Consider the following 14,253-nt stretch of genomic DNA (forward strand, 5'->3'; position numbering starts at 1 on the left):
GCGGCCTAAAAAGCTTGTAGTCCTGTTCTCAGCAATCGTCGTCGCTGCCGGCCACCACGCGCCGCACGGCATCCGATGAAAAGCCCCGCGCCAGCAAAAAGCGCTGCTGCTTGGCACGCGCCGCAGCATCCACCGGCGGACTGCCAAACTTCTTGCGCCAGACTTCGCGGGCACGGTCCAGCTCTGTGGCCTGCAAGCCAGCTACCGCATCCAACACAGCTGACGGGTCCAGGCCCTTGCTTTGCAGCTCCAGGCGGATGCGCGAGGCACCCAGCTTGCCAGCGCGCCGGTACAGCACCGAGTCCAGCACGCGCTGCTCGTTGATGAAGCCCTTGGCCTGCAGCTCATCCAGCGCCTGGGCCAGCTCACCCGGGGTTTCTTCAAACACTGCCAGCTTGCGCTCCAGCTCTACCCGCGAGTGCTCGCGGCCGCTGAGCAGGCGCAGGGCGCGGCCCTTGAGACTGATAGGTGTGGTGGCCGATAGAAACGCCATTTGCTATGCCTTTAATAGCTGCTAGCGCAGGTAATATATACGCTAGCAGGCTCTTTATGCCTCGGCCTTGGTCTTCTTGCCCTCTTTCACTTCCTTGGCTTCTTCTGCCACGGGGACCAGAGGGATGCCCAGAGATTCGCGCACCTTGTTCTCGATTTCGATCGACAGGCCGGGGTTCTCGCGCAGGAATTCGCGGGCGTTGTCGCGGCCTTGGCCGATTTTTTCGCCGTTGTAGGCATACCAGGCGCCAGACTTTTCGATGATCTTGGCTTCGACGCCCATGTCGATGATTTCGCCATGGCGGCTGATGCCTTCGCCGAACAAGATGTCGAACTCGGCCGTCTTGAACGGGGGCGCAACCTTGTTCTTCACCACCTTGACCTTGGTTTCGTTGCCGATGGAGTCGTCGCCCTTCTTGATGGTGCCAGTGCGGCGGATGTCCAGGCGCACCGAGGCGTAGAACTTCAGCGCATTGCCGCCGGTGGTGGTTTCGGGCGAGCCGAACATCACGCCGATCTTCATGCGGATCTGGTTGATGAAGATGACCATGCAGTTGGCCTTCTTGATGGTGGCAGTCAGCTTGCGCAGCGCCTGGCTCATCAAACGGGCTTGCAGGCCGGGCAGGCTGTCGCCCATTTCGCCTTCCAGCTCGGCCTTGGGCGTGAGCGCCGCCACCGAGTCCACCACGATCAAATCGATGGCACCGGAGCGCACCAGCGAATCGACGATTTCCAGGGCCTGCTCGCCGGTGTCGGGCTGGCTGATCAGCATTTCCTGCAGGTTCACGCCCAGGTTTTGCGCGTACTGGGTGTCGAGTGCGTGCTCGGCATCGACGAAGGCGCAGGTGCCGCCCAGTTTTTGCATCTCGGCAATCACTTGCAGGGTCAGCGTGGTCTTGCCGCTGGACTCAGGGCCGTAGATTTCAATGACCCGGCCGCGTGGCAGGCCGCCGACGCCCAGCGCCACGTCCAGACCCAGCGAGCCGGTGGAAACCACCTGGATGTCCTCAATTACCTCGCCCTCGCCCAGGCGCATGATGGTGCCCTTGCCGAACTGCTTTTCGATCTGCGCCAAAGCGGCTTGCAGGGCTTTGGCTTTTTCAGCCAGGGCAGCGGGGGTGGGGGCGACAGCGGGAGCGCGGGCAGCGGTGGGGTTCATGGCGGTGTCTTTCAAAATCAAGGGGTCAAGAATTTGTGGGCCTGCATGGCCTGCTATTAACAACAGGCTGGATGCTTGAACAGTAGTTTAAAGCGCAGTTTTAAACCTGCAAAGCATATTTTTGGTCAGTTTGCCTTACTATTAATCCATGGCTGCTAACATAATAGACCCCGCTTGGCGGGAAACACATTTGGGTCGGCGGCTGGACGCTGCCCTGCGCCAGTTCGACGCGCGCGTGCTGGAGCTGATGGCGCGCAATATCGAGGTACCGCTTGCCCTGGGCAACCTGGCAGCCCGTGCGCAAGTGGGCGCCGCTCATATCCACATCACCAGGCACCTGCCGCTGCAGGGCGCGCGCCTGACCGAGCTAGCCGCCCAGGCCGGCATGAGCAAACAGGCCATGGGCGACCTGGTGGACCAGTGCGCCGCCTGGGGCATGGTGGCGCGCGAACCCGACCCGCTGGACGCCCGCGCCCGCCGCGTGGTGTTCACCGCCACCGGCCTGGCCTGGCTACAGGCCTACCGCGACGCCGTGGCCCAGACGGAAGACGAATTCCGCGCTGCCGTGGGCCAGGACGTAGCGACCGTGGTATCGCTGGGCCTAGAGGCCTACGCGGCCTAAACATAGGCACACCCCCAGGCTGCGCGCACTGTGTGTCGCTCCGCCACCCCCCTTGCAGGGGGCGATACCAACGGTCCGGCAAAGCCGGCCCCGTGGTATCCCTGAGACAAGCCATTGGGTACAAAATGGAGGGGTTCAGGAGACAAAAAAAATGCGCATTCTGATTGCGGAAGACGACCAGGTATTGGCCGATGGCCTGTTGCGTGCGCTGCGGGCCTCAGGGGCTGCTGTAGACCATGTTTCCAGTGGCAGCGAAGCCGACGCCGCACTGATGACCAACCGCGAGTTCGATCTGCTGATCCTGGACCTGGGCCTGCCCAAGATGCATGGGCTGGAGGTACTGAAGCGGCTGCGCGCCCGGGGCTCCTCGCTGCCGGTGCTGATACTGACGGCCGCCGACAGCGTGGAAGAACGCGTCAAGGGCCTGGACTACGGGGCCGACGACTACATGGCCAAACCGTTTTCGCTGCAGGAGCTGGAGGCCCGGGTGCGTGCCCTGGCGCGGCGCGGCGCAGGTGGCGCCAGCAGCAGCATCCAGCACGGCCCGCTGGTCTACGACCACGCAGGGCGCATGGCCACCATCGACGGTAAGCTGGTCGAGCTGTCTGCCCGCGAACTGGGCCTGCTGGAGGTGCTGCTGCAGCGCGCCGGCCGCCTGGTCAGCAAGGAGCAGCTGATCGAGCGCCTTTGCGAATGGGGCGAAGAGGTCAGCGTCAACGCCATCGAGGTCTACATCTACCGGCTGCGCAAGAAGATAGAGAAAGGCCCGATCCGCATCGCCACCGTGCGCGGTCTGGGCTACTGCCTGGAAAAGATCGCGCCTTGAATGTTACATAGCACATTGCTATTGAAACATAAGCGCCCAAAGACAAAACCTACAGAAAATTTTATAATTGCGACCATGCACATGAGCACCCAAGCTTTGATCCTCTAAACGCCTTCCGATTTTTCGGAGGGCTTATGCGCCTTGCCGGAACCCACACAACCCCGGCAATTTGCGCGGGGTTTTTTGTTTTCTGGGCCTGTGTTTTTTAAGAAAGTTTCTATGCGTACCTTTGACAAGCTGATCGCCACAATTCATCCGCACCAGTGGATGGTGGGCTTGCGCTCGTCCATTGGTGCCATCGCATCTGCGCAAGACATAAACCGCTAGCTGCGGGATTTTTTCAAGGTTGGGAAACAACCGTTGAAAACCCTGGCCAGCGACAAGCGGGCCAGGGTTTTGTCTTTAAGGAACATCGTATGACTACGAACACACATGCGCGACAACTTCGCAACATCGGCATCATCGCCCACGTAGACGCTGGCAAGACCACCGTCAGCGAGCGGGTGCTGTTCACCACCGGTGAAATCCACCGTACCGGTGAAGTACACGACGGAAACGCCACCATGGACTACGACCCGCAGGAGCGGGCGCGCGGCATCACCATCAACAGCGCAGCCACCACCGTGGCCTGGCGCGGCCACCAGATCAACCTGATCGACACGCCCGGCCACATCGACTTCAACATCGAGGTGAGCCGCTCGCTGCGCGTGCTCGACGGCGCGGTCGTGGTGTTCGACGGCGTGGCCGGCGTAGAGCCTCAAACCGAAACCAACTGGCGCCTGGCCGACCAATACCATGTGCCGCGTATTGCGCTGGTCAACAAGCTGGACCGCACCGGCGCGGATTTCGCGCGCGTGGTGGCGATGATGGCCGAACGCCTGGGCGTCAAACCCCTGGTGCTACAGCTGCCCATCGGCACAGAAGCCGAGTTCAGCGGCGTGGTCGATCTGCTGACCCAGCAAGCCCTCTATTGGCCGCCCAATGCCCAAGGCAAACCGACGCTGCAACGCGGCCCCGTGCCCGCCTACATGCAGGCCGCCGTGGAGGCTGCGCGCCGCACGCTGGTAGAGACCGCCGTGGAGCAAAACGACGCGCTGCTGACCGCCTATCTGAACGGTGAAGAACTGTCGGAAGCGCAGCTGCGCGCATGTATCCGCCAGGGCACACTGGCCGGCGCCTTCGTGCCCGTGCTGGGCGGCGCCGCGCTGAAGAACAAAGGCGTGGAACCGCTGCTGGATGCGGTGGTGGACTACCTGCCCGCGCCCGAAGACCGCAACAACGACCTGCCACCCGGTGACGGCTTTGCCGCGCTGGTGTTCAAGGTGGTGCACGACGAACATGGCACGCTGAGCTATCTACGCGTTTACCGTGGCGAAGCCCATGCGGGCAGCCAGGTACTGAACGCCAACACCGGCCAGCGCGAACGTTTGTCGCGCGTGGTGCAAATGCACGCGGACCGGCGTGAGGAGCTGGCGCTGGCGCAAGCCGGTGACATCGTGGCCGTGGCAGGGCTCAAAGGCAGCAAGACCGGTCACACGCTGAGCGACCCCGCGCAGCCCCTGGTGCTGGAGGAAATCCACGCGCCCGAACCTGTCATTTCGATGGCGGTGGAACCGCACTCGCGCGACGAGCAAAACAACTTCTCGCGCGGCCTGCACACGCTGGTGGACGAAGACCCCAGCCTGCGCCTGGGCCAGGACGCCGACACCGGCCAGACCCTGCTGTCCGGCGTGGGCGAGCTGCAGCTGGAGGTGACGCTGGAGAAGCTGCGCAGCCGCTTCGGCGTGACGGTGCACACCGGCCCGCCCCAGGTGGCCATGCGCGAGACCATTGCCCGTGCGGCCAACGTACGCTATCTGCACAAAAAGCAGAGCGGCGGCCCGGGCCAGTATGCGGAAGTGGCGCTGCGCGTGGAGCCGCTGGAGCGCGGCGCAGGCCTGCGTTTCGAGAACGCCATCACCGGCGGTGTAATCCCCCGGGAGTACATCCCCAGTGTGGAACAAGGTGTGCGGCGCGCAGCCCTGGCCGGCGTGCTAGCCGGCCACCCGGTGGTGGACCTGCTGGTCACGCTGGAAGACGGCAGCTTCCACGAAAAGGACTCGTCCACGCTGGCGTTTGAGGTGGCCGGTGCGGCTGCCTTCACCCAGGCGCTGCGCGAAGCAGGGCCGACGCTGCTGGAGCCGGTGATGGCCGTGGAAGTCACCACGCCCATGGACCACGTGGGTGACGTGATCGGCGACCTGAACCGCCGGCGCGGCCATGTGCGCAGCCAGGACCAACGCGGCAACGCGGCAGTCGTGCGCGCCATGGTGCCGCTGCAGACGCTGTTTGGCTACATCGGTAATCTGCGTGCGCTGACCGCTGGGCGGGCCAGCTACACCATGCAGTTTGACCACTACGCCGAAGCGCCACGCCAGGCCTGAGCCTGAGCCTGAGATGGGCGGACCGAAAGGTCCGCCCTTTTTTTATGCACAAAATCAGCCTCTAGCGCATGTTTCACCTGCGCGGGCAGCTATCTAAAAAGTAGCAGTCTGCCACTGCTGTACATACGCCGGCACCTCGCCGGGCCCGGGTGCGTCCACCACCGGAGCGGCGTGGGTCTGTACCAGCGGCAACACGCCGGTCCACACCGGAATGTCCATGTCCTCCGCGTCGTCGATGGGCGGGCCGGTGCGCACCTTGCACACGGCTTCCGTCAGCGCGATGCGCATCACCGTGGTGGCGGCGAATTCCTTGTCATTGCCACGGCGGACTTGCGCATTCCGGCCCGGCGCCAGCTTGTCCATGAAAGCGTCCAGCGCAGCGCGTTTGTCGGCGTCTTCCACTACCCGCTCAAAGCTGCCGTAGACCATGGCCGATCTGTAGTTCATGGAATGGTTGAAGGCCGAGCGCGCCAGCACCAGGCCGTCCACATGGGTGATGGCCACGCAGGCCTGGGTGCCCGTGCCCAGCAGCTTCAGCAGACGGCCGCCGTTCGAGCCGTGGATGTACAAATGCTCGCCCTCGCGCCAGCAGGCGGTGGGTATGTTGTGCGTGCCCTTGTCGTCCACGAAGGCGATGTGGCAGACATAGGCCGCGTCGATGAGGGCGTGCAGCGTGCTGCGCTGGTAATCGGCGTTCTCGGCCACGCGGCGGATGCGGGTGCGTGCGCTGGGCGGTGCGGCGGCGGTGTCGGTCATGGGGCAGGTTTCTAAGAATTGAGTAAAAGGCTGCGCACTATAATTTTTTGTGGTTCCAAAATTAGAACCATTACCGCTTCATTTTCTAGGGCCACGATGGACTACTCCGTGCTGTTCGCGCAATTCAGCCAAGACCATGCGCAGCAAGGCTGGTCGCGCCAGCGCCTGCTGCATGCCTGTCTGCGCGCGGCCATCCGCAACGGCACGCTGGGCACCGGTACGCGCCTGCTGGCGACGCGGCAACTGGCCGGCGACCTGGGCGTGTCGCGCAACACCGTGCTGTATGCGTACGAGCAACTGGCTACCGAAGGCTATGTGCAGCCAGACCGGCGCGGCACCGTGGTGGCAGACATGGCCGTCGCCCGCGCCGCACCACGCGCCCGCCCGGCCCAGCCGTCACCCAGCCTGTCGCGGCGCGCCCAAACCACCGAACCCCTGCCCGAAGCCCAGTTGATGGGCGCCTTCGTGCCCGGCGTGCCGGCGCTGGCCGACTTCCCGCTGCCAGCCTGGCGGCGCCTGGTAGAAAAGGCCTGGCGCAGCATGTCCACCGTGCAGCTGAACTACGGCGGGCCAGCGGGCCAACCCGCGCTGCGCGAGGCCATTGCCGAGCATCTGCGCGCCTCACGCGGCGTGGTCTGCGAGGCGCGCCAGGTTTTCATCACCGACGGCACGCAGAGCAGCCTGGACCTGTGCGCCCACGCCTTCGCCGACGCGGGCGACACCGTGTGGCTGGAGAACCCCGGCTACCGGGGCGCACTCACTGCGTTCAGGGCGGCAGAGCTGCGCGTGCACGGCATTTCGGTGGATACCGAGGGCATGGCACCCAGCGCTGCCGACTGGCGCCAGCATGGGCCCAAGCTGGTCTACGCCACACCGTCGCACCAGTACCCGCTGGGCAGCGTGCTCAGCCTGTCGCGGCGGCTGGCGCTGATTGGGCAGGCCCAGGCTGCGGGCGCGCTGCTGATCGAGGACGATTACGACAGCGAATTTCGCCATGACGGCCCGCCGCTGGCCGCGATGCAGGGCCTGCAGCCGGACGCGCCGGTGCTGTACCTGGGCACTTTCAGCAAAACCATGTTCCCGGCGCTGCGCATAGGCTTCATGGTGGTGCCACAGAACCTGGTGGAGCCGCTGCAGCGCCTGGTCACGCAGTCGGTGCCCCGTGGCCGCGCCGCCGACCAACTGGCCCTGGCGGAGTTTTTACGCAGCGGCCAGTTCGCCACCCATTTGCGCCGCATGCGCAGGCTGTACCGGCAGCGGCGTGATGCACTGCGCAGCGCGCTGCAACGGCAGCTGGGCGATGTGGGCAGCGTGCACGGTGGCTCGGCCGGCATGCATCTGGCGCTGGTGCTGGACGCCGCCATTTCCGATGTGACTGTGAGCACCCAGGCGCTGCAAAAAGGCATAGTCGCCCACCCCTTGAGCGCCCACGCTGTCGGTGGCGGCCCGGTGTGGAACGGGCTGATGCTGGGCTACGCCCAGGTGCCGGTGGAGCAGATGGAGGCGGCGGTGAAAAAGCTGGCGGCCATCGTCCGCAAGCTCGGCTGAACTACAAGCGCTGCTGCGTGGCCTCGTCAAACAAGTGAACCCGCTCGGCAGCAATCGCCAGCGTGATGTTGTCGCCCGACTTCACCAGCAAGCGGTCATGCACCAGGGCCTGGATGGGCTGGCCCTGGGCTTCGCAGGTCAGCAAGGTGTCGGCACCGCTGAACTCCACCACCTTCACCTCGCAAGGTATGCCGTGGGCCTCGCCCGCCGGGCGCACCTGCAGATGCTCGGGCCGCAAGCCCAGCAGCACCCGGCGCTGGCCCAGGTTGGCAAACCGGTCTTCCAATAGAACCTGACCGCCAAAATCGGCTCTGGCGCAGGTATTATCTGCGCTGCCAGCTACTATATTCATAGCGGGCGAGCCGATAAAGGTGGCAACGAAGCTATTGCAGGGACGGTCGTACAGCTCGGCCGGCGTGCCGATCTGCTCTACCTTGCCGTCGCGCAGCACGATGATGCGATCGGCCATGGTCATGGCTTCGATCTGGTCGTGGGTGACGTAGATGGATGTGGTCTTCAGCCGCTGGTGCAGGGCGCGAATTTCGGTGCGCATTTGCACGCGCAGCTTGGCGTCCAGGTTGCTCAGCGGCTCGTCGAACAAAAACACCTGCGGGTCGCGCACCATGGCCCGGCCCATGGCCACGCGCTGGCGCTGGCCGCCGGAGAGCTGGCGCGGCAGGCGGTCCAGCATCTTGTCCAGGCCCAGCATCTTGGCCGCACTCGCCACCTTGCTGGCGATGGTGCCCTGGGGCGTGCCGGCAATCATCAGGCCGAAGCCCATATTCGCCTCCACCGTCATGTGCGGGTACAGCGCATAGGTCTGGAACACCATGGAGATGCCGCGCTCCTTGGGCGGCAGGTCGTTGACCACCGTGTCACCTATGCGGATCTGGCCTGCGCTGGGTGCGTCCAGCCCGGCCAGCATGCGCAGCAGAGTGGATTTGCCGCAGCCGCTGGGGCCGACGAAGACGGCAAACTCCCCGTCGCCAATGGAGATGTCCACGCCTTTGATGACTTGGGTATTGGCAAAGGATTTCTCAATGCCGGAGAGGGTTACGGATGCCATGGATTTTTATGCTCTGAAGAAGGGATTAACCACCTTTGACGCCACCCGCAGTGAGGCCGCCAACGATTTCTTTCTGGATCAGCAAGGTGAGGATCAGCACCGGCAAGGTGACCAGCAAGGCCGCCGCAGCCAGCGGGCCCCAGGCGATTTGCTCGAAGGTCAGCACGTTGTAGATGGCCACCGGCAGGGTGCGGGTTTCACGCCCAGCCAGCACCGCGCCGAAGATGAAGTTGTTCCACGAAAAGATGAAGGCCAGAATGCCCGCCACCGTGATGCCAGGGCGCGCCAGCGGCAGGGCGATATGGCGAAAGCGCTGCCAGGGCGAGCAGCCATCGACCACGGCAGCCTCTTCCAGCTCGATGGGCAAGGTCTCGAAGTAGCCCGACACGATGTAGACCATGATGGGCACGGTGATCACCAAGTGGGTAATGATCACCGGCGCCAAGGTACCCGTCAGCCCCAGCGCCTGGAACAGCGTGAACAGCGGAATCAGGAAGCTGATGGCCGGCGTCATGCGGGCGATCAGGATCACCATCAGCAGCTTGCGCGCCTTCATGCGGGCCACGCCGTAGCCGGCAGGCACGCCGATCAACAAGGCCACGATAGTCGCCGTGCCCGAGACCATGATGCTGTTCAGCAGGTACTGGAAGAACGGCCCGCTGTCGAACACCTTGACGAAGTTGTCCAACGTGGGCGGGCTGGGAATGAACACCGGCGGGTAGGCCAGGTTGTCCACCTCGTTCTTGAAGGCCAGCGACAGCATCCATACAAAGAAGCTGATAGCGGGAGACACCAGCAGGAAAACGCACAAGCCCAGCAGCAGCTTGTCGCGTAGGCGGTCACGGGTGTTATTCATAATATTTGGAACGCTCGCGTAGCCAGAAGAGAAGCATGGAAAGAGCCACGACCAAGACAAAGAACACCACCACCACGGCCGACGATTTGCCTATCTGGTAGAAGGAAAACGCCTGCAGGTACAGGTAGATGTTGATGGTCTCGGTTGACGTGCCCGGCCCGCCCTGGGTGATGACGTAGATGGTGTCAAAGGTCTTCAGCGCGTCGATCAGCCGCACAACGGCAGCCACCAAAATGAAGGGCAACAGCAGCGGAAAGGTGACGTGGCGGAAGGTCTGCCAGCGGCTGGCGCCCTCCATGTAGGCGGCCTCAAATGGGTCGGTGGGCAAGGAGGCAAGGCCGCCCAGCACGATCAGCATGACCAGTGGTGTCCATTGCCACACGTCCACCATCACCAGGCACAGAATGGCCAGCTTGGGCGAATACACCCACTCGCTCGGGCCTATGCCGACCAGGGACAGCAGGTAGTTCAGCACGCCCTGCTGCGGGTGGAACATCATCACCCACACCAGCGCAATCGCCACCGGCGTAGCCATCATGGGCAGCACAAAAGCACCGCGCCAAAATCCGCGCCAGGCGAACTTCTGGTTGAACACCAGCGCGGCGGCGGTGCCCAGCACCAGCGGCCCCGCCACGGCCAGCGCGGTGAAGATCAACGTATGGGCAATCGACTCCAGAAAGCGCGTATTGCCCATCAATTCGGCGTAATTGCCCAGGCCGGCAAACGTGGCTTTGGAGCCGATCTTCCAGTCGAACAGGCTCATCCATAGCGTGAACATCCAGGGGAAGACGATCACCGCCGTGATCACCACCACGGCCGGCAGGATGAACCATAAAAAAGGCGAAAGCTTGCGCATGCCAACAGACTCCACGTGCGCTGCAAAGAGCGCACACAAGGGACAGGTGAAAACAAGCCGCGCTAAGGTGCGCGGGCTGCCGGATCAGGCGTCGGCTTTGGCCGCCACCGGGGCGAAGTCTGCCGTGGCTTTCTTCAGCTCGGCCGCCACGTCGCTGCCGCTGAGCATGTTGCTCAGCGCTATGCCGAACACATCACGGAACTCGTTCACCGGCTCGATGATGGGCAGGCCAGGGCGGGCAATCTTCAGCGAGCCCGCCACTGCAGACAGCCACTCTGGCGGTACCTTGAGGTTGGCTATTGCCTCGGCATTCGAGTAGGCCGACAAGCGCACCGGCGCACCGGATGCGGTCGCCAACATGCGGGCCTGCATGGCCTTGCCGGTCGCCCATTGGATGTAGTACCAGGCCGGGCCTTTCTTGTTGGAATAGGCCGATACGCCGATGCCGTCACCAAAGGTGGGCGATACCTGCAGCTTGGGGCCGGGCGGCAAGATGCCGTAACCGACCTTGCCCACCACCTTGGACTTGGATGCGTCTTCCAACGGCGGCGCGAAGCCCGAGCCGTCGATCCACATCGCAGCCTTGCCTTGCAGAAACAGACTTTGTGCCTCGTTCCAGTTGTAGCCAGCCACACCGGCTGGGCCGGTGTTTTTGAGCAGGTCGCGGTACATGTTTGCCGAGGCCAGGGCCTCTGGCGAATCGGTCATCAGCTTGCCCGAAGCGTCGAAGAACTGCCCGCCGAAGCCCAGGAAGAAGCCGGTCCACAAAGGCACGTTGGCATTCTTCAAACCGCGCCCGACGAAGCCCACCACGCCATTGGCCGGGTCATGCAGCTTCTTCGCTGCGTTGACGATGTCGGCATAGCTGGTAGGGTAGGCCACGCCCTTGGCGACGAAGAGTTCCTTGTTCCAGTACAGCACCCAGGGGTCGAGGTTGAACGGCAGGCTGTCGATGCGGCCGTCGCTCTGGGTTGCGTAGAACATGCCGCCTGACGAAAAGTCTTTCAGGTCGAAATCAGGGGCCGCCGCATTGGCAAACATGCTGCGCAAATCCTCCATCCATTTGCCTTTGGCGAACTGGCGTTTTTGCACGTGGTAGCTCAGGTGCACCACGTCAAAACTGGTCTTGCCGGAATTGAACTCGATCACCGTCTTCTGGCGCGACTGCTGCTCGGGCACCTGCTCGGCGCCGACCTTGATACCGGTCAGCTCTTCGAATTCCTTTTGGTACTTTTGCAGCAACTCGCCGCGCGGACTTTTGATCAGATGCACCTCGATGCTCTGGCCGCTGTAGCGCTTCCAGTCGAAGGCGCCCTGGGCTTGGGTGGTAGGTAAGCCGGCCAGCGCGGTGGCACCGGCTGCGGCCTGCAAGACGGTACGGCGAGGGATGGAACGTGTCATGTCTTTGTCTCCTACTTTTTGTTCTACAGAGTTGCGGCGTTCAGGCCAAGCGCACGGTACGCGGCACGCACTGCCTGCGCCTCGGTGTTATCCAGCGGGGTCAGCGGGGCACGCACGTTCAGCCAGGTGTCGTCACCGGTTTGCTCAGCCAAGGCGGTTTTGTAGGCGCTGACGAAGGGCATGTTCGGCATCAGGCTCAGCAGCTTCAGCAGGTCCAGGATCAGCGCCTCGTCGGCAGCGGACGCGGCCTCGGGGTTGCGCATGACGCGGCTGATCAGATGCGGTGCCAGGTTCGATAAGCCATTGATGGAGCCCGGGCTGCCGGCGCGCATGGCAGTCGCAATATGCGCTTCAGAGCCGACCAGAATCGCCAGCTTGGGAAATGCCTTGATGGTGTCCAGCGAATGCGCTAGGTCCCCCGCGCTGTCCTTGAAGCCAACTACCTGCTTCGGATGCAGGCGCATCAGCTCGGCCACCGCCGCGTGCGTGAAGGTCACATTGCTCAGCGAGGGGAAGTGGTACAGCAGCACGCGCAAATCGTCCGAGCCTATGCCACGGATGACCTGGCTGACGGCGGACACCACGCCCGCCTCGCGCGGGTGATTGAAGAAGAACGGCGGCATCAGCAGCTGGCGCGTGCAGCCCAGCGCGATCGCGTGGCGGCCCAGTTCAATCGCCTCGGCCAGCGCACAGGCCGAGATGGTGACGACGATCTGGTCGGGGCGCACGCCGCTGGCCAGCACCGCCTCCAGCAAGCTTCTGCGCTCGGCCATGCTGAACGACAGGCCTTCGCCGGTAGTGCCGAACAGCGTCACACCGTCACAGCCCGCCGCCAGCATGCGCTGGATGTGTGCCAGGGTACGTGGTAGATCGAGCTGGCCGCTGGCGTCGAAAGGCATCAACAAGGCGGGCCACAGGCCCTTGATAGCGTGTGTCAAAAAAGTGCTCCTGTGGGTCGGTTGTGAGTGGGTTAGGCGATGGGATGGTCCACCGTCAGCACGCGGTGGCGCGCGCTGTCCAGGTGCACCTCCAGCAATTGCTCTGCGGCAACGGCGTCGCGCTGCTGCAAGGCGGCGATGAAGCGCAGGTGTTCCTGCATGGCGGGTATCAGGCGGGCCGGGGTGATCACGCTTTGCTCCAGCTTGATCAGGCGCACGCGCAGGCTGTTCACGCGGTAGATCTCGGAGATGATTTCGTTGCCTAGCGCATCCACCATGCGGTCGTGCAGGCCCCAGTCCACCGCCTGGGCGTCGTCCAGCAGAGTGGCATCGGGCTGGTCGGCGCTGGCGCGCTGCAGGATGTCCTGGTGGCTGGCGGTGATGGCCTCCAGTTCGGCGTCGCTGACGCTGCTGGTGAAATGCCGCACCGCCTCACGCTCGATCAGGCTACGCACCTGGAAGGCGTTGCGCACCAGCTTCAAGTCCACATGGGCGATCTGCAGGCCACGCTGTGGCACGGTTTTGACCAGGCCGCCAGCCTCCAGACGTGGAATCATCTCGCGCACCGCGCCCAGTGGCATGTCCAGCAGGGTCATCAACTCGCGCTGCGAGACGAACTGGCCGGGCCGGATGCTGCCGCTGAGAATTTGCTGGGTAAAGCCCTGGTAAGCGCGGGCACGCTGGCTGGTGGGCTCTGGGCTGACGGTTGCCATCACGCACCCACCACGCCTTTTTTGAGCAGGATGTTGCCGTACAGCCGGGTTTCACCGGTGGCTACGACCGCGAAGGCCTGGGCCGCGCGGGCATAGAACGCATAGCGCTCTAACGAGGCCGGTGGCTGCTCGCCATGGCGCTGCAAGGTCTGGGTGAAATCTTGCACGGCGGGCGGCACGGCGCTGGCGTCCCCCACCACTTGCATGGTGAAGGCAGCGTGGGGCTCAAAACTGTCCAGGGGCAGCACCGACAGCACGGCATCCAGCACCCGTGTCGCGTCCACGCCCGGCAAGCGCACCAGCCGTTTGGCATTCGTGGCGGCGGGAAAGTTGGCATCTGCCAGCACGATCTCATCACCATGGCCCATGGAGGCAAGAATGTGCAGCAGGTCGGCAGACAGCAGGGGCGACAGGTTTTTAAGCATGGAGCGAAGGGTGGCAGGTGTAAGACAGGTTTCGATTGCACGCTAACATGTCAGTTATGTGCTACGCCACTATAGGTACGGCTGGCAGAACCGGTACCGGTACAAACCCGTGCAGGCAAATACTTAATGCCGCATCCACTCAAATTTCGCACAGTCGTGCTAATATTTTGGA

General features: G+C 63.6%; 14 protein-coding genes. 4 read left to right on the top strand and 10 right to left on the bottom strand.

Annotation, left to right across the window (positions count from 1 at the left end; genetic code table 11):
- Positions 1–28: 28 nt before the first annotated feature.
- Both recX and recA read right to left on the bottom strand, forming a co-directional pair.
- Positions 29–493, bottom strand: coding sequence for a recombination regulator RecX (recX, locus tag AC4BBN_RS10345; protein ID WP_490591899.1), 465 nt, complete (start codon positions 491–493; stop codon positions 29–31).
- 54 nt (positions 494–547) lie between these two features.
- Entirely contained in the window at positions 548–1,651 is a 1,104-nt protein-coding gene (gene recA / locus AC4BBN_RS10350) for a recombinase RecA (protein ID WP_490591900.1), read from the bottom strand.
- Positions 1,652–1,799: 148 nt separating this feature from the next.
- Here recA and AC4BBN_RS10355 point away from each other — a divergent pair, with 148 nt between their 5' ends.
- The 3 genes from AC4BBN_RS10355 (at position 1,800) to fusA (ending at position 5,522) form a co-directional block, all read left to right on the top strand.
- On the top strand, positions 1,800–2,273 hold the full coding sequence (locus tag AC4BBN_RS10355) for a MarR family winged helix-turn-helix transcriptional regulator (protein ID WP_490591901.1): 474 nt from the start codon (positions 1,800–1,802) through the stop codon (positions 2,271–2,273).
- Positions 2,274–2,424: 151 nt separating this feature from the next.
- Positions 2,425–3,099 carry a response regulator gene (locus AC4BBN_RS10360; RefSeq protein ID WP_490591902.1) on the top strand — a complete coding sequence of 225 codons (675 nt, stop codon included), beginning with the start codon at positions 2,425–2,427 and terminating at the stop codon, positions 3,097–3,099.
- Between the two features lie 416 nt (positions 3,100–3,515).
- A complete protein-coding gene (fusA, locus tag AC4BBN_RS10365) occupies positions 3,516–5,522 on the top strand; it encodes an elongation factor G (protein WP_490591903.1) in 2,007 nt (668 codons plus the stop codon).
- A gap of 93 nt (positions 5,523–5,615) precedes the next feature.
- Here the strand turns inward: fusA and AC4BBN_RS10370 are convergent, their stop codons facing one another.
- Positions 5,616–6,278, bottom strand: coding sequence for a pyridoxamine 5'-phosphate oxidase family protein (locus AC4BBN_RS10370; RefSeq protein ID WP_490591904.1), 663 nt, complete (start codon positions 6,276–6,278; stop codon positions 5,616–5,618).
- A gap of 96 nt (positions 6,279–6,374) precedes the next feature.
- Here AC4BBN_RS10370 and pdxR point away from each other — a divergent pair, with 96 nt between their 5' ends.
- Positions 6,375–7,826: a MocR-like pyridoxine biosynthesis transcription factor PdxR gene (pdxR, locus tag AC4BBN_RS10375; RefSeq protein WP_490591905.1), complete on the top strand. Its 1,452-nt coding sequence runs from the start codon at positions 6,375–6,377 to the stop codon at positions 7,824–7,826.
- A gap of 1 nt (position 7,827) precedes the next feature.
- Here pdxR and AC4BBN_RS10380 read toward each other — a convergent pair whose 3' ends face one another.
- The 7 genes from AC4BBN_RS10380 to AC4BBN_RS10410 form a co-directional block, all read right to left on the bottom strand.
- Positions 7,828–8,892: an ABC transporter ATP-binding protein gene (locus AC4BBN_RS10380; protein WP_490591906.1), complete on the bottom strand. Its 1,065-nt coding sequence runs from the start codon at positions 8,890–8,892 to the stop codon at positions 7,828–7,830.
- A 25-nt stretch (positions 8,893–8,917) separates the two neighbouring features.
- Positions 8,918–9,748: a carbohydrate ABC transporter permease gene (locus tag AC4BBN_RS10385; protein WP_490591907.1), complete on the bottom strand. Its 831-nt coding sequence runs from the start codon at positions 9,746–9,748 to the stop codon at positions 8,918–8,920.
- Positions 9,741–10,604, bottom strand: coding sequence for a carbohydrate ABC transporter permease (locus AC4BBN_RS10390; protein ID WP_490591908.1), 864 nt, complete (start codon positions 10,602–10,604; stop codon positions 9,741–9,743). The genes AC4BBN_RS10385 and AC4BBN_RS10390 overlap by 8 nt, the downstream gene beginning before the upstream one ends.
- 84 nt (positions 10,605–10,688) lie before the next feature.
- Positions 10,689–12,005: an extracellular solute-binding protein gene (locus tag AC4BBN_RS10395; protein WP_490591909.1), complete on the bottom strand. Its 1,317-nt coding sequence runs from the start codon at positions 12,003–12,005 to the stop codon at positions 10,689–10,691.
- 23 nt (positions 12,006–12,028) lie between these two features.
- The gene (locus tag AC4BBN_RS10400; protein ID WP_490591910.1) at positions 12,029–12,943 is read right to left on the bottom strand and encodes a dihydrodipicolinate synthase family protein; all 915 of its coding nucleotides are present in this window, start codon (positions 12,941–12,943) and stop codon (positions 12,029–12,031) included.
- A 32-nt stretch (positions 12,944–12,975) separates the two neighbouring features.
- Positions 12,976–13,656, bottom strand: a complete 681-nt coding sequence (locus AC4BBN_RS10405; protein WP_490591911.1) for a GntR family transcriptional regulator — start codon at positions 13,654–13,656, stop codon at positions 12,976–12,978.
- The gene (locus tag AC4BBN_RS10410) at positions 13,656–14,081 is read right to left on the bottom strand and encodes an RbsD/FucU family protein (protein WP_490591912.1); all 426 of its coding nucleotides are present in this window, start codon (positions 14,079–14,081) and stop codon (positions 13,656–13,658) included. Before AC4BBN_RS10410 ends, AC4BBN_RS10405 begins: the two co-directional genes overlap by 1 nt.
- Positions 14,082–14,253 lie beyond the last annotated feature (172 nt).

The organism is Rhodoferax sp. SPJ21 (assembly GCF_058216335.1).